Raw genomic sequence first — 18,865 nt, 5'->3', positions numbered from 1 at the left:
CGCCGGGCGGGGGGGGGGCCCCCCCACCCTCTGCGGCCGGCCCCCGCCCCGTTTCCCGCGGCCGGGACTAACTCCCGGACCGGCGCCCGATCCTGTTGCCGAGCCAGACCAGCGGGTCGTACTTGCGGTCCACCGCCCGCTCCTTGAGCGGGATCAGCGCGTTGTCGGTGATCTTGATGTGCTCGGGGCAGACCTCCGTGCAGCACTTGGTGATGTTGCAGTAGCCGAGGCCGTGGTCGTCCTGGGCGGTGCGCTTGCGGTCCAGGCCCGTCTCGTCCGCCGCGTCCAGCGGGTGCATGTCCAGCTCCGCGATCCGCATCAGGAAGCGCGGGCCCGCGAAGGCGGCCTTGTTCTCCTCGTGGTCGCGCACCACGTGGCAGGTGTCCTGGCACAGGAAGCACTCGATGCACTTGCGGAACTCCTGCGAGCGCTCCACATCGACCTGCCGCATCCGGTACTCGCCGGCCGCGACCCCCTTCGGGGGAACGAAGGCGGGAACTTCCCGGGCCTTCTCGTAGTTGAAGGTGACGTCGGTCACCAGGTCGCGGACGACCGGGAACGCCCGCAGCGGGGTGACCGTGACCGTCTCCTCGCGCGAGAAGACCGACATCCGGGTCATGCACAGCAGCCGGGGCCGCCCGTTGATCTCCGCCGAGCACGAACCGCACTTGCCCGCCTTGCAGTTCCAGCGCACGGCCAGGTCCGGGACCTGGGTCGCCTGGAGCCGGTGGATGATGTCGAGGACCACCTCGCCCTCGTTCACCTCCACCTTGAAGTCCTCCAGGGCGCCGCCGCCGGTGTCGCCCCGCCAGACCCGGAAGCTCGCGTCATACGTGGTCACTCGTAGAGCTCCTCTTCGGCGAGGTACTTGACCAGCTCCTCCTTCTCGAAGAGGGCGAGCAGGTCGGCACGGATGGGTTCGGTCTCTTCGCGTACGAGCCGGATCCGGCCCCGGACCGGATCGGTGGCCGCGAGTTCCGCGGCGGGGTCGGCCAGCCGGCACAGCAGGTTCGCGCGCCGCCAGCCGCGGTCCATCGCGGGCCAGTCCTCGCGGGTGTGGCCGCCCCGGCTCTCGGTGCGCTCCAGGGCCGCGCGCGCCACGCACTCGCTGACCAGGAGCATGTTCCGCAGGTCGAGGGCGAGGTGCCAGCCCGGGTTGAACTGCCGGTGCCCCTCCACCCCGGCCCGCCGGGCCCGTACGCGCAGCTCGGCCAGTTTCTCCAGGGCCTGTCGCATCTCCGCCTCCCGGCGGATGATGCCGACGAGGTCGTTCATGGCCTGCTGGAGCTCCTGGTGGAGGGTGTACGGGTTCTCCGGCGCCGCGCCCGCAGCGTCGGCGGGTTCGGCGCTGAACGGCCGCAGCGCCTCCGCCGCCGCCAGCCCCACCTCGGCCTCGTCGACGGCCGGGCGGGCGCCGCCCAGCGCCGAGGCGTACTCGGCGGCGTGCAGCCCCGCGCGGCGGCCGAAGACCAGCAGGTCGGAGAGGGAGTTGCCGCCCAGGCGGTTGGAGCCGTGCATCCCGCCGGCCACCTCGCCCGCGGCGAACAGACCGGGCACTCCGCGCGCGGCCGCGGTGTCCGATTCGACGGCGATGCCGCCCATCACGTAGTGGCAGGTCGGGCCGACCTCCATCGGCTCGGCCGTGATGTCGACGTCGGCCAGCTCCTTGAACTGGTGGTGCATGGAGGGCAGCCGGCGCCGGATGACCTCGGCGGGCATCCGGGTCGACACGTCGAGGAAGACGCCGCCGTGCGGGGAGCCGCGGCCCGCCTTCACCTCGGAGTTGATGGCGCGGGCGACCTCGTCGCGGGGGAGCAGCTCGGGCGGGCGGCGGTTGTGGTCGGGGTCCTCGTACCAGCGGTCGCCCTCCGCCTCGGACTCCGCGTACTTCTCCTTGAAGACGTCCGGCACGTAGTCGAACATGAAGCGCTTGTTCTCGGAGTTGCGCAGCACCCCGCCGTCGCCGCGCACGGACTCGGTGACCAGGATGCCCTTGACCGAGGGCGGCCAGACCATGCCCGTCGGGTGGAACTGCACGAACTCCATGTTCAGCAGCGGGGCCCCGGCGAGCAGCGCGAGCGCGTGGCCGTCGCCGGTGTACTCCCACGAGTTCGACGTCACCTTGAAGGACTTGCCGATGCCGCCGGTCGCCAGGACCACGGCCGGGGCCTCCAGGACGAAGAACCGGCCGGACTCGCGCTCGTAGCAGAAGGCACCCGAGACGCGTTCGTCCTCTTTGAGGCTGTGTTCCTTCAAGATCCGGGTGACCGTGCACTCCTGGAAGACCTTCAACCGGGCCTCGTAGTCGCCGAATTCCCGCTTGTCCTCCTGCTGGAGCGAGACGATCTTCTGCTGGAGGGTGCGGATGAGCTCCAGGCCGGTGCGGTCGCCGACATGGGCGAGGCGCGGGTACTCGTGGCCCCCGAAGTTGCGCTGGGAGATCCGGCCGTCCGGCGTACGGTCGAAGAGGGCGCCCCAGGTCTCCAGCTCCCACACCCGGTCGGGCGCCTCGCGCGCGTGGAGCTCGGCCATCCGCCACTGGTTGAGGAACTTGCCGCCGCGCATGGTGTCGCGGAAGTGGACCTGCCAGTTGTCGCCGGAGTTCACATTGCCCATGGAGGCGGCGATGCCGCCCTCGGCCATCACCGTGTGGGCCTTGCCGAAGAGGGACTTGCAGATCACCGCGGTACGGGCGCCCCGCTCCCGGGCCTCGATGGCGGCCCGCAGGCCCGCACCGCCCGCGCCCACCACGACCACGTCCCACTGCTGCCGTTCGAGCTGCGTCATCAGAAGAACCTCGGATCGTCGAACGCCCCGGTGGCGAGGAAGTACACGTACAGGTCGGCCAGCGAGACACTGATCAACGAGGCCCAGGCGAGCAGCATGTGATGACGGTTCAGCTTTCCCGCCCAGCCCCACAGCCGGTAGCGCACCGGATGCTTGGAGAAGTGCCGCAGCCGGCCGCCGACGATGTGCCGGCAGGAGTGGCAGGAGAGGGTGTACGCCCAGATCAGCACGATGTTCAGGGTGAAGATCAGGGTGCCGAGGCCCATATGGCCCCACCGGTAGTGCTCGTCGCGGTAGGCGAGCACCGCGTCGTACGTGAGGAACGCGGCGACCGGCAGCGCGAAGTAGAACGTGTACCGGTGGATGTTCTGGATGATGAGCGGGAAGCGGGTCTCGCCCGAGTACTTCTTGTGCGGCTCGGCCACCGCGCAGGCGGGCGGCGAGGCCCAGAAGCCCCGGTAGTAGGCCTTTCGGTAGTAGTAGCAGGTGCCGCGGAAGGCGAGCGGGAAGATCAGGATCAGCAGGGCGGGGGAGAGGCCCCACCAGCTGCCGATGAGGTCGGCGTTCGGGCCGCCCCGCATCGGGACGCAGTTGTCGGCGACGCACGGCGAGTAGAACGGCGAGACGTACGGAGCCGCGTAGTAGTCGTCGTTCACGAAGGCCCGCCAGGTCGAGTAGACGACGAAGGCGAGCAGTCCGGCGGCGGTCACGGCGGGCGCCAGCCACCAGCGGTCGGTGCGCAGATGGCGGGGCGCGATGGCGGCGCGCGTGGCGTCGTGAACGCCGGTCAGCGGTTGGGGTTCGGTGCCTGTGGCCAACAGTGGCTCCAGTCGCGTGAGTCAGGGGGCGTGCCGGTCGCGGGCGCCCAGGCCTTCGTCGTCCGAGTCCGTCCACAGCGAGGTGTCGTACGGCGTGTCCGGGATGGTGACCAGGTCGGGGCGGACCTCGGCGGTATGGGGAGCGGTCTCGCGCAGCAGCGCGACGCTCTCGCGCAGATGGTCGGTGTCGGTCCGTACCCGCCGGATGTCCAGGCCGCCTTCGCCGACCTGTTTCTCCAGCCGCCCCACCGACCTGACCAGGTCGTCGAGGCAGCGCTGGACCGACGTCAACTCGTCGTGCAGGGACATGGCGTGCCCTACCTTCCGCAGTGGCGGGCGGTGACCGGTCGTTCCGGAGGGCGACCTCCGGATCCCCCGAAAGGTCATGCGCCTGAGAGTGTCGCGCGTCACTTCCGTGATTGTGAAGGTGTGTGCACCGGGTTCCGGGGGCGCGCACCACCTCTTACGCGCTGTCATTGCGCCGCACGGGTGGGATCCGGCCGTCGCCGCGCCGTGTCGCCGTAGGGGCGGGGGCGCCGTCCTCTTCAGTGAGTGGGCAATACGTGTGATCATCGCGAAATGCCATCAAATAAACAAAAACTGACGAAGAGGTACAAACATGCCCCACGTCGGCGTTCAGCGCGGGAGGGCATCCCGGGCGATCCGCACCGTCGCCGCGATCCGCACCGTCGCGTCGCTCCGGTCCGTCGCGCTCCTCACCTCCGGTGTGCTGGCGCTCCCCGCACTGACCGGCTGCTCCTCGGGCGACGACGCGGCCGGCGCGGTCGTGGCCCCCCAGGACATCGGCGCGGCGGCCCGGCCCCAGGTCGCCGACGGGGGCACCCTGCGCTGGGCCGTCGACGCCATGCCCCAGACGCTCAACGTCTTCCAGGCCGACGCAGACGCCGCCACCGCGCGGATCACCGGCGCGGTGCTGCCGTCCCTCTTCACCCTGGACGAGCGCGGTCGTCCGCAGCGCAATCCGGACTATCTGGAGCGCGCGGAGATCGTGCAGCGCGAGCCCAAGCAGGTCGTGCTCTACAAGCTCAACCAGAAGGCGGTGTGGAGCGACGGCCGGGAGGTCGGCGCGCCCGACTTCGTCGCCCAGTGGCGCGCGCTCAGCGGCCGCGACACGGCGTACTGGACCGCGCGCAACGCGGGGTACGAGCGGATCGAGAAGATCGAGAAGGGCGCGAACGACCTGGAGGTCAAGGTCACCTTCGCCAAGCCGTACGCGGACTGGCGCGCCCTGTTCAGCCCGCTCTACCCGAAGGACGTCACCGGTACGCCGGACGCCTTCAACGACGGCGCCCGCACCAGGCTGAAGGCCACCGCGGGACCGTTTCTCCTGAAGGCCTCGGACCGCGACAAGGGCACCTTCACGCTGGCCCGCAACCCGCGCTGGTGGGGCCGGCCCAGCAAGCTCGACGAGCTGGTCTTCCGGGCCGTCCCGCGCGACAAGCGCGTCGCCGCCCTCGCCGACGGCAGCCTGGACGTGGCCGAGATCGACCGGTCCGGCGCCGACCGCATCACCCTGGCCGAGCGCGACAGGGAAGCGGGCCGCGGCAACGACGGCCCCGGGCTCTCCCACGGCCCCGGCGCCGCGATCACCCCTGCCTCCGCGCTGCGCTCCTGGGCGGTCGCGCACGGCTCCGACGAGGGGCGGGCCGAGACCGAGCTGCGGGCGCGCAAGCAGACCCGCGCGGCCGTCGAGCGGTACGCGGAGGAGCAGGCGGGCCTGGCCGGGCTCAGCATCCGCAAGTCCCTGGAGCCCGCCTACACCCAGCTCGCCCTCAACGGCAGCTCCGGCCCGCTCGCCGACGAACGGGTGCGCCGGGCGGTGGCCCGGGCGCTGGACCGCCAGGAGCTCGCCGAGATCGTGCTCAAACCGCTCGGGCTGCCCGCCCGGCCGCCCGGCAGCCATCTGGCGCTGGCGGGCCAGCCCGCGTACGCCGACAACAGCGGCGCGCTCGGCGGCCAGGACACCCACGAGGCGCAGGCCCTGCTCGGGGACGCGGGCTGGACCCCGGGCGGCGCCCGCCAGAAGCCCGGCACCACCAAGGCGGGCAGCAAGGCGTCCGGCGCCACCGCGGACGACGACGCCAAGCGGGAGGGCGCCGCGGACGTGGGCGGCCCGAACGACGAGGGCACGTACATCGTCGGCGACGACAAGGGCAGGAGGGCCCGGCCGGGCCCCGGTCTGTACTCCCTGGGCGGCACGAAGGTCGGTGAGGGCTCCTATTACGCGGACGAGGAGAAGCCCCGGCCGGGCTCCGACGCGCAGGACGAGCCGGGCGAGCAGGACGAGCCGGGCGAGCAGGACGGCGCGGCCGGGAGCGACGACAAGCCCGGCGACAACCGGCCCGGCGGCTCCGGTCCGGGCGCCGACACGCATGTGCTCGCCCCGGCCCGCGCCGCCGCCCTCCAGGAGGTCGCCCTGATGCGCCAGGCCGACGCGCTGGACGGCACGGGCCACGGCCACCGGGACGAGGCCGGCAGGAAGAAGGAGGGGGAGGAGGCCCGCCGGAACGAGGCCCAGCGCCAGGGCGGAGCCCCCGGCGCGTACGCCCCCAAGGGCACCGCGGCCCCCATGGCGGGCGGACCGCTCGGCAAGGACGGCAAGCCGCTCTCCCTCCGCTTCGTGCTCCCCTCGGGCGCGGGCTCCGAGCAGCTGCGGGCGGTGGGCGACCGGATCGCCCAGATGCTGAGGGCCGTCGGGATCAGCACCGAGATCTCCAAGGTGGCCGACGAGAGCTACTTCAAGGACCACATCGCCTCGGGCGACTTCGATCTGGCGCTGTACTCCTGGCCCGGCACCGCCTACCCGGCCACCGACGACCGGCCGGTCTTCGCCAAGCCGGAGCCCGCCTCGGACGGCTCACTGGTGGTCGAGCAGAACTACACCCGGATCGGCACCGACCACATCGACCAGCTGTTCGATCAGGCGGTCGGGGAGCTCGACGAGGACGAGGCCCGCGATCTGGTGCGCAAGGCGGACGCCAGGATCTGGGCGGCGGCCGGATCCATCCCCCTCTACCAGCGCCCCCAGCTGGTCGCGGTGAAGCCGAACGTGGCCAATGCGGGGGCTTTCGGGTTCGCCGCCCCGCACTTCCAGGACATCGGCTTCAAGAAGGCGGAAAGCGCCCCGAAGGAGTCGAAGAAGTAGCAGAAGAGATCAGCGATCGTACTGAGAAGTAGCAGGTCAGAACCTCAGAAGTGGCTCAAGTCCCTTGCCCGTCGGTCCGCCGGCGGGCAAGGTCGTACCTGCCCTTGACCCGGCCTTGAGGCTGCCTCGACCAGGGCTTCCTCGCAGCTCCCCCCACCCCGCAGAACGATCATCGGTTCGGCCCGGGAGGCCTCCGGCGCGCCAGCCCCGTACCATAGGACTAGCCGTGGCGTGTCCGCGCCCGGCGGGCGGACGAAGGCTTCGACCGTCTGACGCCTGATTCCCGATCGAGAGAAGCGCCAGCCAGCATGCCCACGCGCCACGACATCCGCAATGTCGCCATCGTCGCCCACGTCGACCACGGTAAGACGACCATCGTCGACGCCATGCTCAAGCAGGCGGGTGCGTTCGCCGCGCACGCCGCCGAGTCGCTCGACGACCGCATGATGGACAGCAACGACCTGGAGCGTGAGAAGGGCATCACGATCCTGGCCAAGAACACGGCCGTGAAGTACCACCCGAAGGATGGCGGCGACGTCATCACCATCAACATCATCGACACCCCGGGCCACGCCGACTTCGGCGGCGAGGTCGAGCGCGGTCTGTCGATGGTGGACGCGGTGGTCCTGCTCGTGGACGCCTCCGAGGGCCCGCTGCCGCAGACCCGCTTCGTGCTCCGTAAGGCGCTCCAGCAGCGGCTGCCCGTCATCCTCTGCATCAACAAGACGGACCGCCCGGACTCCCGCATCGACGAGGTCGTCAACGAGACGTACGACCTCTTCCTGGACCTGGACGCGGACGAGGACCAGATCGAGTTCCCGATCGTCTACGCCTGTGGCCGTGACGGCATCGCCTCGCTGACCAAGCCGGAGAACGGCACGGTCCCGGCCGACTCGACCAGCCTGGAGCCGTTCTTCTCCGCCATCCTGGAACACGTCCCGGCTCCGACGTACGAGGACGACGCGCCGCTCCAGGCCCACGTCACCAACCTCGACGCCGACAACTTCCTCGGCCGTATCGCGCTGGTCCGTGTCGAGCAGGGCGAGCTGCGCAAGGGCCAGACGGTCGCCTGGATCAAGCGTGACGGCAGCATCTCGAACGTCCGCATCACCGAGCTGATGATGACCGAGGCGCTCACCCGTAAGCCCGCGGAGGTCGCCGGTCCCGGTGACATCTGTGCGGTCGCCGGTATCCCCGACATCATGATCGGCGAGACCCTGGCCGACCCGGAGAACCCGATCGCGCTGCCGCTGATCACGGTGGACCAGCCGGCCATCTCCATGACCATCGGTACGAACACCTCGCCGCTGGTCGGCCGCGGTGGCACCGGCAAGGGCGCCGACTCCAAGTCGTCGAGCGTCAAGCAGCGCAAGGTCACCGCCCGCCAGGTCAAGGACCGCCTCGACCGTGAGCTGATCGGTAACGTCTCGCTGCGTGTCCTGGACACCGAGCGCCCGGACGCCTGGGAGGTCCAGGGCCGTGGTGAGCTGGCGCTCGCCATCCTGGTCGAGCAGATGCGCCGCGAGGGCTTCGAGCTGACCATCGGCAAGCCGCAGGTGGTCACCAAGGTGGTCGACGGCAAGATCCACGAGCCGGTCGAGCGCCTCACGGTGGACGTCCCCGAGGAGCACATGGGCGCGGTCACGCAGCTCATGGGCGTCCGCAAGGGCCGCATGGACAACATGGCGAACCACGGCTCCGGCTGGGTCCGCATGGAGTTCGTCGTCCCGTCGCGTGGCCTGATCGGCTTCCGCACCGAGTTCCTCACCAACACCCGTGGTACGGGCATCGCCCACTCCATCCACGAGGGCCACGAGCCGTGGTTCGGCACCCTGACGACCCGTAACAACGGTTCGCTCGTCGCCGACCGCGCCGGCTCCGTCACCCCCTTCGCGATGATCAACCTCCAGGAGCGCGGTGTCCTCTTCACCGAGCCCGGCACCGAGGTCTACGAGGGCATGATCGTCGGCGAGAACTCGCGCGCCGACGACATGGACGTGAACATCACCAAGGAGAAGAAGCTCACCAACATGCGTGCGGCTTCCGCGGACAACACGGAGAACGTGGTCCCGCCGCGCAACCTCTCCCTGGAGCAGTCCCTGGAGTTCTGCCGCGACGACGAGTGCGTCGAGGTGACCCCGGAGGCCGTGCGCATCCGCAAGGTCGTCCTGGACCAGAAGGAGCGCGGCCGTACGGCCTCGCGCGCCAAGCACGGCTGAGCACAGGCCGGTTGGGCTCCACGGCCCGGCTCTCCGCGATCTTCGCGGGGGGCCGGGCCGTTGTCGTACGGTGGTCCGCGCGGGTCGGTGAGCACTGCCTTCCGACTGTCGCGCGGTCAAGTCGTTTTCCTCTACATCCTGTTCGGATATCGAGCGTTGCTCTCCGGAAGATGTGTTAACGGTCCGTTTCGGGCGTGTCTGTCTGTGCTCTGTTTGTCCGGATTTCGGACTGTTGGCCTGAGCTGATGTTGTCAAAACGAGACCCTTTAAGTGTGGTTTACAGCCCGGCCGTACTTAATAGTTGGCTCCATTGAGCTCGGGTCAATGGGTCACGCACTGTGGGGAGTGCCGACTCACGAGCACACTCGGGGCGCTTAATCGATCGCCGTCAGGGGTGTCGGCGATCTTTTTGTGCCCCTCATGTTGTGACAAGTGGACTCATGAGGAGGAACCCATGCGTGGTGCCAAGAGCGCCAAGTGGGTCGCGGGTGCGGCGGTTGTTGCCCTGGCTGCGACCGCTTGTGGTGGCGGCGACGGTGACGACAAGGGCAAGGGGGGCAGTTCGGGCGGCGTGATCTCCATGGAGATCGGCGAGCCGCAGAACCTGCTGGTGCCCTCGAACACCTACGAGACCGAGGGCGGACAGGTCATTCACGCCCTGTTCACCGGGCTCACCAAGCTGAACGAGAAGAGCGAGGTCGTCAACGACCTCGCGCAGTCCGTCGAGACCAAGGACTCCAAGGTCTGGACGATCAAGCTGAGGCCCGGCTTCACCTTCCACAACGGTGAGGCCGTCACGGCGAAGTCCTTCATCGACGCCTGGAACTACGGCGCCAACCAGGACAACGCCCAGCAGACGAACCCCCTCTTCTCGCACATCCAGGGTTACAAGGACCTCAACCCCGGACCGAAGAAGAAGGTCGCCACCAAGGAGATGTCCGGCCTCAAGGCCGTCGACGACACCACTCTCCAGGTGACGCTGGAAGCGCCGTTCTCGGCCTTCCCGGCGCAGCTTTCGTTCTCGGCGTTCTCGCCGCTGCCGAAGGTGTTCTTCAACGACCCGAAGGGCTTCGGCGAGGCCCCGATCGGCAACGGCCCGTTCAAGATGTCGGGCAAGTTCCAGCACGACGAGAAGATCAGCGTCGTGAAGTACGACAAGTACCCGGAGGCCTCGAAGATCGAGGTCAAGGGTGTCGACTTCAAGATCTACTCGAACCTGGACACGGCGTACAAGGACCTCCTCGCCAACAACATCGACCTCCACATCGCGATCCCGGACTCGGCGCTCGCGACGTACAAGAAGGACCTGGACAACCGTGTCATCGACACGGCGGACTCCAGCGTCGGCTTCATCGGCTTCCCGCTGAAGTACAACGAGGCCTTCAAGAACCCGGAGCTGCGCAAGGCTCTGTCGATGGCGATCGACCGGAAGACCATCGCCGAGAAGATCTTCCAGGGTGCCCGCACCCCGGCCGACGACTTCATCAGCCCCATCATCCAGGGCTACCGCAAGGGCGCCTGCGGCGAGGCGTGCAACTACGACCCGGCCGCGGCCAAGGCCCTGTTCCAGAAGGCCGGCGGTCTGCCGAACAACACCCTTGAGATCGGCTACAACGCCGACGGTGGTCACAAGGGCTGGGTCGAGGCTGTCGCCAACATGCTCCAGCAGAACCTGGGCGTGAAGGTCACCGCCAAGCCGTTCGAGAAGTTCCAGGCGATCCTGAACGACCTCGACGCCAAGAAGTACCAGGGTGCGTTCCGCATGGCGTGGAACATGGACTACCCGGACATGGAGAACTACCTCCGTCCGATCTTCTCCAAGGACGCCATCGAGAACGGCTCCAACTACGCGGGCTACGTGAACGAGGACTTCGAGAAGCTCCTCGTCGAGGGCGACAAGGCTCCTACGAAGGCCGACGCGATCAAGAAGTACCAGGCTGCCGACGACATCCTCGCCAAGGACCTGCCGTACATCCCGGTCTACTTCTACAAGCTCAACGCGGGCTTCAGCTCGAAGATCAAGAGCATCAGCGTCGCCGGTCACAACGTCCTCTGGGACACCGTCAAGCTCAGCTGAGCTCGATCAAGTCCCGTGAAGTAGTTGCGGGCCGAGGGTGGGCAGGGGGAGTCCGGTCCGGGTCCTCCTGCCCACTCTGTCTGCCGTCCGCCTTGTCCGTTCTGCCACCCCTCACCGGCACCGGGCGAGTCAGCACCCCTCTGGAGAACCGATGGGCCGATTCGTCGTGCGCCGTATCCTGCAGGCGATCCCTGTACTGATAGGCGTTACGTTCCTCATCTTCTACCTGGTCTTCGCACTCAAGGGCGATCCGATCCAGGCCCTGGCGGGCGAGAAGCGCGCCGACCCCAACGTCGCGGCGATGCTCCGTGAGCAGTACCACCTGAACGATCCGAAGATCGTGCAGTACTGGCACTACATCACCGGCGTCTTCACCGGCGACCTCGGTACGACGTACACCGGTCGTCCGATCTCGGAGATCGTCAGCGAGCGATTCCCGGTCACCCTCAAGCTCGCGCTCACCGCGTTCGGCATCGAGGCCGTCCTCGGCATCACGGCCGGTATCTTCGCCGCGCTGAAGCGGGGCAAGTTCGTCGACAACCTGGTGCTGATCAGCACCCTGCTGCTGATCTCGATCCCGGTGTTCGTCCTCGGCAGCGTGCTCCAGCTGGAGCTCGGTGTGAAGCTGGGGATCACTCCGGTCGCCGGTATCGACGACGGCTGGCCGAACAGCTACATCCTTCCGGCCGTCGTGCTGGCGTCGACGTCGATGGCGTACATCGCGCGACTGACCAGAGCGAGCATGACGGAGTCGATCCGCGCCGACTACGTGCGCACCGCGATCGCCAAGGGCCTGCCCCGGCGCCGCGTGATCGGCATCCACACGCTGCGCAACTCGCTCATCCCCGTGGTCACCTTCCTGGGTATGGACCTCGGTGCGCTGATGGGCGGCGCGATCATCACGGAGCGGCTGTTCAACCTGCCCGGCATCGGCGGACAGCTCGCCAAGTCCGTCTACCTGCGCGAGCGGCCCGTGGTGGTCGGCCTGGTCACCCTGCTCGTCCTGATCTACCTGGTGGCCAACCTCGTCGTAGACCTTCTCTACGCCGTGCTCGACCCGAGGATCCGCTATGAGTGAGAAGACCATCGAGAAGACCGCCCCGGCCGACGGCGCGGTGAGCGACAAGACGACCGAGGCCGAGGAGAAGGCGGCGGCCCGCCAGGCGAGCCTGCTCCGCGACGGCTGGGCGGACCTGCGCAAGCGGCCGATGTTCATCATCTCCGGCGCGGTCATCCTGATCCTGCTGGCGCTGGCGGTCGCCCCCGGCCTGTTCACCTCGCGCAGCCCGTTCAGCGACGGCTTCTGCCAGCTCCAGAACTCGCTCAACCCGCCGTCGTCCGGCCATGTGTTCGGCTACGACGTCCAGGGCTGCGACATCTACACGCGGTCCGTCTTCGGCACCCGGAACTCGATCATCGTCGGTGTGGTCACCACGCTGGCGACGACCACGCTCGGCGGTGTGCTCGGCATCATCGCGGGTCTGCGCGGAGGCTGGCTCGACGCCGTACTGTCGCGTGTGACCGAGGTGTTCTCCGCGCTGCCGCTCATCGTCGGCGCACTGCTGATCATGTCGATCGTCGGTGGCGGTGACGCCTGGTCGGTGGCGCTGATCATGGCCGCGCTCGGCTGGCCGCAGGTCTACCGCATCATGCGCGGTGAGGTCATCGCCAACAAGCACAACGACTACGTCATGGCGGCGAAGGCGCTCGGCGCCGACACCTCGCGGATCGCGTTCCGGCACATCCTGCCGAACACGCTCGCGCCGGTCATCGTCATCACGACGATGAACCTCGGTGTCTACATCTCCGCCGAGGCGGCCCTGTCGTACCTCGGTATCGGTATCCAGCACCCCAACATCTCCTGGGGTCTGATGATCAGTGACGCGACGGACCGGTTCCTGACCTCCCCGCACGCCCTGCTCTTCCCCGCCGCCGTGCTCAGCATCACCGTGCTGGCGTTCATCATGCTCGGCGACGTGGTCCGCGACGCCTTCGACCCGAAGATGCGCTAGGGAGGGCGTACTCCATGACCATCATTGAGAAAACGGCGGGTGTACCCGCCCCGCGCTCCGAGAGCGGCAGCACGCCGCTCCTGGAAGTCCGCGATCTGCACGTCGAGTTCCACACCCGGGACGGCATCGCCAAGGCCGTCAACGGTGTCAACTACACCGTCGCGGCCGGCGAGACCCTCGCCGTCCTCGGCGAGTCCGGCTCCGGCAAGTCCGTGACCGCGCAGGCGATCATGGGCATCCTGGACATGCCCCCGGGCCGCATTCCGCAGGGCGAGATCCTGTTCCGCGGCAAGGACATGCTGAAGATGTCCGGCGAGGAGCGGCGGAAGATCCGCGGCCAGAAGATCGCGATGATCTTCCAGGACGCGCTCTCCTCCCTCAACCCGGTCCTCTCCGTGGGCTACCAGCTCGGCGAGATGTTCCGGGTCCACCAGGGCGCCTCCCGCAAGGACGCCAAGGCCAAGTCCATCGAGCTGATGGACAAGGTCAAGATCCCCGCCGCCAAGGCGCGGGTCAACGACTACCCCCACCAGTTCTCCGGGGGTATGCGCCAGCGCATCATGATCGCGATGGCGCTCGCCCTGGAGCCCGACCTGATCATCGCGGACGAGCCGACCACCGCGCTCGACGTGACGGTCCAGGCGCAGGTCATGGACCTGCTCGCGGAGCTCCAGCGCGAGTTCCAGATGGGCCTGATCCTGATCACCCACGACCTCGGCGTGGTCGCCGACGTCGCGGACAAGATCGCCGTGATGTACGCGGGCCGGATCGTGGAGACCGCACCGGTGCACGAGCTCTACAAGCGCCCGGCGCACCCGTACACCCGGGGTCTGCTCGACTCGATCCCGCGCCTGGACCAGAAGGGCCAGGAGCTGTACGCGATCAAGGGTCTGCCGCCCAACCTGCTGAAGGTCCCGGCCGGTTGCGCCTTCAACCCGCGCTGCCCCAAGGCGGACGACATCTGCCGTACGGACGCTCCGGTGCTGCACCAGGTCACCGAGCGGGACGGCACGGAGCTGACCGGCCGCGGCAGCGCCTGCCACTTCTGGAAGGAGACGATCCATGGCTGAGCCGGCCAAGAAGGACGAGGCCGTGGACGCGACTCCCAGCGTCACCCCCGTCATGAAGAAGGACGCCTCGACGACGACCGAGGTCGAGGCCCTCCTCGACGTCCAGGTCGACCGCGGCGAGCCGATCCTGCAGGTGCGCAACCTGGTCAAGCACTTCCCGCTGACCCAGGGCATCCTCTTCAAGAAGCAGATCGGCGCGGTCAAGGCCGTGGACGGGGTCTCCTTCGACCTCTACCAGGGCGAGACCCTGGGCATCGTCGGCGAGTCCGGCTGTGGCAAGTCCACCGTCGCCAAGCTGCTGATGACGCTGGAGCGGGCGACCGCCGGCGAGGTCTTCTACAAGGGCCAGGACATCACCAAGCTGTCCGGGCGCGCGCTGAAGGCCGTCCGCCGCAACATCCAGATGGTGTTCCAGGACCCGTACACGTCCCTGAACCCGCGGATGACGGTCGGCGACATCATCGGGGAGCCCTTCGAGATCCACCCCGAGGTGGCTCCCAAGGGCGACCGGCGCCGCAAGGTGCAGGAGCTCCTGGACGTGGTGGGCCTCAACCCGGAGTACATCAACCGGTACCCGCACCAGTTCTCGGGCGGTCAGCGCCAGCGCATCGGCATCGCCCGCGGCCTCGCGCTCAACCCCGAGATCATCATCTGCGACGAGCCGGTCTCCGCGCTCGACGTATCGGTCCAGGCGCAGGTCATCAACCTGATGGCGAAGCTGCAGGACGAGTTCAACCTCTCCTACATCTTCATCGCGCACGACCTCTCCATCGTCCGGCACATCTCCGACCGCGTCGGTGTGATGTACCTCGGCAAGATCGCCGAGATCGGCTCGGACGAGGAGATCTACGAGCACCCGACGCACCCGTACACCCAGGCGCTGCTCTCCGCCGTGCCGGTGCCGGACCCGGCCGCGCGCGAGAACCGGGAGCGGATCATCCTCACCGGTGACGTCCCCTCGCCGGCCAACCCGCCGTCGGGCTGCCGCTTCCGCACCCGCTGCTGGAAGGCGGAGGAGCGCTGCTCCACCGAGGCCCCGCTGCTCGCGGTGCCCGAGCGCTTCCGGGGTCAGGACACCCCGGCCGCGCACGAGTCGGCGTGCCACTTCGCCGAGGAGAAGGACGTCGTGGGCGCGGCCTGACCGCGTCCCACCCGCGCCGCATGGAAGGGGCGCCCGGAACTTCACGGTTCCGGGCGCCCCTTCCGCGTAGCCGGGTAATCGCGTTGCGGGGCGGGCGACTTGGGCCCGACAGTGGGCGGATGGAGAACGTGACCGCGGTCAGGGCCGCCACGACCGAGGACGCGGAGGCGGTCCGCGCGCTGCTGAACGCCGTCGACGAGATGGAGATCGGGGCGCCCGAGACCGCGCTGAGCGAGGTCGAGGAGGACCTGGCGAAGGCGCGGGACGCGTGGGTGGCCGTCGAGGACGGGCGCACCGTCGCGTACGCGGCGATCCTCGACGCGGGCGCGGACGGCGGCGTCGACATCGACCACTATGTGCTGCCCGACCGTCAGGACGCGGGCATCCGCCTCCTCGACCTGGCCGAGCGGCGCTCGCGCGAGCTCGCCGCCGAGGCGGGCGCGGGCCACGCGGTGGTCCACCTCCACCTGAACGCGGCCCCCACCATCGACACCGCGCTGCTCACCGGGCGCGGCTGGCGCACGGTGCGCCGCCACAACGTCCTGACCCGCCCGATCTCTCCCGGGGCCGACCCGGCCCCCGAGCCGCCTGCCGGAGTGCGGCTGCGCCTCTGCGCGGACGACGCCGACCGCCGGGCCGCGCACCGCCTCCACCAGGAGACGTTCGCCCGCCACTTCGGCTTCCGTCCGCAGGGCTACGAGGAGTGGCTGCGGCAGGTCGCCCCCGACTGGTCCCTCGTATGGATCGCGGCCGTCGACGGCATCGGCGACGCGGCGGTCCTGATCACCCGCGACGACCGCGAGGGCATGGGCTGGATCCGCACCCTCGGCGTCCGCGAACAGGCCCGCGGCCGCGGCCTGGCCAGCCACCTCCTGCGCCACGCCTTCGCCACGTACGCGCTCCGCGGCCGCGACACGATCGGCCTGGGCGTCGACACGGAGAACGTCACGGGGGCGCTGCGGCTGTACGAGTCGCACGGCATGGGGGTGCACTACGCGGTGGATACGTGGGAGGTGCGGCTGGGGGTGTGAGGCGGGCCGTGGGGGCGGTTCAGTCGTCGAGCCGCTCGTCGTCGATGTCGACGGTGACCGTGCCCCGCGGGTAGTCGTCCTCCCGGCCGGTGAGGATGAGGCCGGTCTGGGGGCGCTGCGGACTGGGCAGCGAGAGGTACAGGGCATGACACGTGTCGGGGCCGCCCAGCCCGTCGCGGACCATGGTCGCGACGGCGACCGATGCGACCGTGTCGAGCGGCTCGATGTCGACGCCTGGTATCGCCAACGCGTGTAGACCCGCGCCCACGTCGTTGATCTCGGCCTGCGTCAGACAGAGTGCCGGGACGAGGAGATGACGGAACGGCGATGCGTCGGCGTTGTCCGCGACCCGTGCCAGTTTTCGGTGGCCGTGTGCCAGCGCCAGCACCGCGCTGGTGTCCAGGATGATCACGCAGCGCTGCCCCTCAGGTTGCCCTGGGCTTTCTGCCGGGCGATCTCATATACACGGTCCAGTGCGTGGGGCGTTGCGTCGAACTCTTCGTCGGTGAGAGTGACATGCATGTGCTCGCGCAGGATCCTGCGGCCTTCCATGACCCGGGCACGGGTCTGTTCCGCGGTGAGCTGCTCGGCTGCCAGGGAGGCGACCAGCGCTCCTATCGTCGTCCCGCGTTCCTTGGCGAGGGCGGCGAGGTGGTCGCGTGTGGCCTCGGGCACCTTGATGGTCGAATCAGCCATGACTCCAAGGTACCCCGGAGATCGCCCTGGTGTACCGTTTCTCCACTTTCGGTACACCAGTGCGTGGTGTCCGCCCGGTCGGCCCAGTGCACACGCCCGAACGGGCGCGGTGAACGTGCGCCCTGTCCCCTCCTGGGGTGATATTTGCCCGTAAGTGAGACCTGGGACTCTAGGAGGACTCCATGCGCGGAGCCACGCATGCCAAGTGGGCCGCATGTGCGCTGGCCGTCACCCTCGCGGCGACGGCCTGCGGGGGCGGAGACAGCGGCGGTGGCAGCGGCGCCTCCGGCATCGTGAGTTCGTCCTGGGGCGATCCGCAGAACCCGCTGGAGCCCGCCAACACCAACGAGGTGCAGGGCGGCAAGGTCCTCGACATGCTCTTCCGGGGGCTCAAGCGGTACGACTCGAAGACCGGCGCCGCCAAGGACATGCTCGCCGAGAAGATCGAGACCACCGACTCGACCGGCTTCAACATCACCGTCAAGGACGGCTGGACCTTCTCCAACGGCGAGAAGGTCACCGCGAAGTCCTTCGTGGACGCCTGGAACTACGGCGCCAACCTCAAGAACAACCAGAAGAACGCGTACTTCTTCGGGTACATCGAGGGATACGACAAGACCCACCCCGACAAGGGCGACGCCAGCGCGGAGACGCTCTCCGGGCTGAAGGTCACCGGCGAGCGCACCTTCTCCGTCAAGCTCAACCAGAAGTTCTCCACCTGGCCCGACACCCTCGGCTACGCCGCCTTCGCCCCGCTGCCCAGGGCGTTCTTCGACGACCACTCCGCCTGGCTGTCCAAGCCGGTCGGCAACGGCCCGTACACGGTGAACTCGTACACCAAGGGCTCCAAGCTGGAGATGCGCAAGTGGGACGGCTACCCGGGCTCGGACAAGGCGCAGAACGGCGGGGTCGACCTCAAGGTCTACACCGACAACAACACCGCCTACACCGATCTGACCGCCGGCAACCTCGACCTCGTCGACGACGTGCCCGCCTCCCAGCTCAAGAACGTCAAGGCCGACCTCGGTGACCGGTACATCAACACCCCGGCCGGCATCATCCAGACGCTCGCCTTCCCGTACTACGACGAGGCCTGGAACACCCCGGGCGCGGTGAAGGTCCGCCAGGGCCTGTCGAAGGCGATCAACCGCGAGCAGATCACCGACACGATCTTCCAGAAGACCCGCACCCCGGCCACCGACTGGACCTCGCCGGTGCTCGGCGCGGACGGCGGCTACAAGGCGGGGTTCTGCGGCGACGCCTGCAAGTACGACCCGGCCGGGGCGAAGCAGCTGATCCAGGAGGGCGGCGGGATCCCCGGCGGCCAGGTGAAGATCTCCTACAACGCGGACACCGGCTCGCACAAGGAGTGGGTCGACGCCATCTGTAACAGCGTCAACAACGCGCTGGGCAACGACAAGGCGTGCGTCGGCAACCCGGTCGGCACCTTCGCCGACTTCCGCAACCAGATCACCCAGGACAAGATGTCCGGGCCGTTCCGGGCGGGCTGGCAGATGGACTACCCGCTGGTCCAGAACTTCCTGCAGCCGCTGTACTACACCAACGCCTCCTCCAATGACGGCAAGTGGACCAACGCCGACTTCGACAAGCTGGTCGACGAGGCCAACGCCGAGACGGACAAGGCCAAGGCGGTCGGCCTCTTCCAGAAGGCCGAAGCGGTGCTGCGGGACCAGATGGGCGCCATCCCGCTCTGGTACCAGAACGGCAGCGCGGGCTACTCGACCCGGGTCTCCAACGTCGCGCTGAACCCTTTCAGCGTCCCCGTCTACAACGAGATCAAGGTCAGCTGACGCCGGCGGAGGTGCGGCCCGGCGCGCACCCCGCGCC

Annotated in this window: 15 protein-coding genes; 9 read left to right on the top strand and 6 right to left on the bottom strand. The window is 68.8% G+C overall.

The window, feature by feature from the left end:
- Positions 1 to 67: 67 nt before the first annotated feature.
- From ACFWA7_RS36070 to ACFWA7_RS36055, 4 genes are read right to left on the bottom strand one after another with little or no spacing between them, the layout of a single operon-like run.
- Positions 68 to 841, bottom strand: coding sequence for a succinate dehydrogenase/fumarate reductase iron-sulfur subunit (locus tag ACFWA7_RS36070; protein WP_385827305.1), 774 nt, complete (start codon positions 839 to 841; stop codon positions 68 to 70).
- On the bottom strand, positions 838 to 2,787 hold the full coding sequence (locus ACFWA7_RS36065) for a fumarate reductase/succinate dehydrogenase flavoprotein subunit (protein ID WP_385827303.1): 1,950 nt from the start codon (positions 2,785 to 2,787) through the stop codon (positions 838 to 840). Before ACFWA7_RS36065 ends, ACFWA7_RS36070 begins: the two co-directional genes overlap by 4 nt.
- A complete protein-coding gene (locus tag ACFWA7_RS36060) occupies positions 2,787 to 3,605 on the bottom strand; it encodes a hypothetical protein (RefSeq protein WP_385827301.1) in 819 nt (272 codons plus the stop codon). Before ACFWA7_RS36060 ends, ACFWA7_RS36065 begins: the two co-directional genes overlap by 1 nt.
- Before the next feature lie 21 nt (positions 3,606 to 3,626).
- A complete protein-coding gene (locus ACFWA7_RS36055; protein WP_385547889.1) occupies positions 3,627 to 3,914 on the bottom strand; it encodes a hypothetical protein in 288 nt (95 codons plus the stop codon).
- A gap of 310 nt (positions 3,915 to 4,224) precedes the next feature.
- Between ACFWA7_RS36055 and ACFWA7_RS36050 the strand changes: the two genes are divergently transcribed.
- From ACFWA7_RS36050 to ACFWA7_RS36015, 8 genes are all read left to right on the top strand, one after another.
- A complete protein-coding gene (locus ACFWA7_RS36050; protein ID WP_385827299.1) occupies positions 4,225 to 6,771 on the top strand; it encodes an ABC transporter substrate-binding protein in 2,547 nt (848 codons plus the stop codon).
- A gap of 308 nt (positions 6,772 to 7,079) precedes the next feature.
- Positions 7,080 to 8,990 (top strand): translational GTPase TypA, encoded by a 1,911-nt coding sequence (gene typA, locus ACFWA7_RS36045; RefSeq protein WP_385827297.1) that lies wholly within the window; start codon positions 7,080 to 7,082, stop codon positions 8,988 to 8,990.
- Positions 8,991 to 9,444: 454 nt separating this feature from the next.
- On the top strand, positions 9,445 to 11,067 hold the full coding sequence (locus tag ACFWA7_RS36040) for an ABC transporter substrate-binding protein (RefSeq protein WP_385547881.1): 1,623 nt from the start codon (positions 9,445 to 9,447) through the stop codon (positions 11,065 to 11,067).
- A gap of 151 nt (positions 11,068 to 11,218) precedes the next feature.
- Positions 11,219 to 12,145 carry an ABC transporter permease gene (locus tag ACFWA7_RS36035; protein WP_385827295.1) on the top strand — a complete coding sequence of 309 codons (927 nt, stop codon included), beginning with the start codon at positions 11,219 to 11,221 and terminating at the stop codon, positions 12,143 to 12,145.
- A complete protein-coding gene (locus ACFWA7_RS36030) occupies positions 12,138 to 13,079 on the top strand; it encodes an ABC transporter permease (RefSeq protein WP_385547876.1) in 942 nt (313 codons plus the stop codon). The genes ACFWA7_RS36035 and ACFWA7_RS36030 overlap by 8 nt, the downstream gene beginning before the upstream one ends.
- A gap of 14 nt (positions 13,080 to 13,093) precedes the next feature.
- Complete coding sequence (locus tag ACFWA7_RS36025) at positions 13,094 to 14,149, top strand: ABC transporter ATP-binding protein (RefSeq protein ID WP_385547873.1); 1,056 nt, start codon at positions 13,094 to 13,096, stop codon at positions 14,147 to 14,149.
- The gene (locus tag ACFWA7_RS36020; RefSeq protein ID WP_385547870.1) at positions 14,142 to 15,290 is read left to right on the top strand and encodes an ABC transporter ATP-binding protein; all 1,149 of its coding nucleotides are present in this window, start codon (positions 14,142 to 14,144) and stop codon (positions 15,288 to 15,290) included. The genes ACFWA7_RS36025 and ACFWA7_RS36020 overlap by 8 nt, the downstream gene beginning before the upstream one ends.
- 119 nt (positions 15,291 to 15,409) lie before the next feature.
- Positions 15,410 to 16,321, top strand: a complete 912-nt coding sequence (locus tag ACFWA7_RS36015) for a GNAT family N-acetyltransferase (RefSeq protein WP_385827293.1) — start codon at positions 15,410 to 15,412, stop codon at positions 16,319 to 16,321.
- A 19-nt stretch (positions 16,322 to 16,340) separates the two neighbouring features.
- On the opposite strand, the gene ACFWA7_RS36010 is transcribed toward ACFWA7_RS36015, so the two are convergent.
- Positions 16,341 to 16,733 (bottom strand): hypothetical protein, encoded by a 393-nt coding sequence (locus ACFWA7_RS36010; RefSeq protein WP_385547864.1) that lies wholly within the window; start codon positions 16,731 to 16,733, stop codon positions 16,341 to 16,343.
- Positions 16,730 to 17,017, bottom strand: a complete 288-nt coding sequence (locus tag ACFWA7_RS36005; protein ID WP_385547861.1) for a hypothetical protein — start codon at positions 17,015 to 17,017, stop codon at positions 16,730 to 16,732. The genes ACFWA7_RS36010 and ACFWA7_RS36005 overlap by 4 nt, the downstream gene beginning before the upstream one ends.
- A gap of 182 nt (positions 17,018 to 17,199) precedes the next feature.
- Here ACFWA7_RS36005 and ACFWA7_RS36000 point away from each other — a divergent pair, with 182 nt between their 5' ends.
- Positions 17,200 to 18,828 (top strand): ABC transporter substrate-binding protein, encoded by a 1,629-nt coding sequence (locus ACFWA7_RS36000; protein ID WP_385547858.1) that lies wholly within the window; start codon positions 17,200 to 17,202, stop codon positions 18,826 to 18,828.
- The last annotated feature ends 37 nt before the right edge of the window (positions 18,829 to 18,865 follow it).

This window comes from Streptomyces sp. NPDC059994, assembly GCF_042737755.1.
Lineage (GTDB): Bacteria > Actinomycetota > Actinomycetes > Streptomycetales > Streptomycetaceae > Streptomyces.
The sequence above is the reverse complement of the archived record's forward strand: the minus strand, read 5'-3'. Positions and strand labels throughout refer to the sequence as shown.

Coding starts and splice junctions, on each gene's coding strand:
- ACFWA7_RS36065 (WP_385827303.1), bottom strand. CDS start 2,787: ATGACGCAGCTCGAACGGCAGCAGTGGGACGTGGTCGTGGTGGGCGCG.
- ACFWA7_RS36055 (WP_385547889.1), bottom strand. CDS start 3,914: ATGTCCCTGCACGACGAGTTGACGTCGGTCCAGCGCTGCCTCGACGAC.
- ACFWA7_RS36050 (WP_385827299.1), top strand. CDS start 4,225: ATGCCCCACGTCGGCGTTCAGCGCGGGAGGGCATCCCGGGCGATCCGC.
- typA (WP_385827297.1), top strand. CDS start 7,080: ATGCCCACGCGCCACGACATCCGCAATGTCGCCATCGTCGCCCACGTC.
- ACFWA7_RS36040 (WP_385547881.1), top strand. CDS start 9,445: ATGCGTGGTGCCAAGAGCGCCAAGTGGGTCGCGGGTGCGGCGGTTGTT.
- ACFWA7_RS36035 (WP_385827295.1), top strand. CDS start 11,219: ATGGGCCGATTCGTCGTGCGCCGTATCCTGCAGGCGATCCCTGTACTG.
- ACFWA7_RS36030 (WP_385547876.1), top strand. CDS start 12,138: ATGAGTGAGAAGACCATCGAGAAGACCGCCCCGGCCGACGGCGCGGTG.
- ACFWA7_RS36025 (WP_385547873.1), top strand. CDS start 13,094: ATGACCATCATTGAGAAAACGGCGGGTGTACCCGCCCCGCGCTCCGAG.
- ACFWA7_RS36020 (WP_385547870.1), top strand. CDS start 14,142: ATGGCTGAGCCGGCCAAGAAGGACGAGGCCGTGGACGCGACTCCCAGC.
- ACFWA7_RS36015 (WP_385827293.1), top strand. CDS start 15,410: ATGGAGAACGTGACCGCGGTCAGGGCCGCCACGACCGAGGACGCGGAG.
- ACFWA7_RS36005 (WP_385547861.1), bottom strand. CDS start 17,017: ATGGCTGATTCGACCATCAAGGTGCCCGAGGCCACACGCGACCACCTC.
- ACFWA7_RS36000 (WP_385547858.1), top strand. CDS start 17,200: ATGCGCGGAGCCACGCATGCCAAGTGGGCCGCATGTGCGCTGGCCGTC.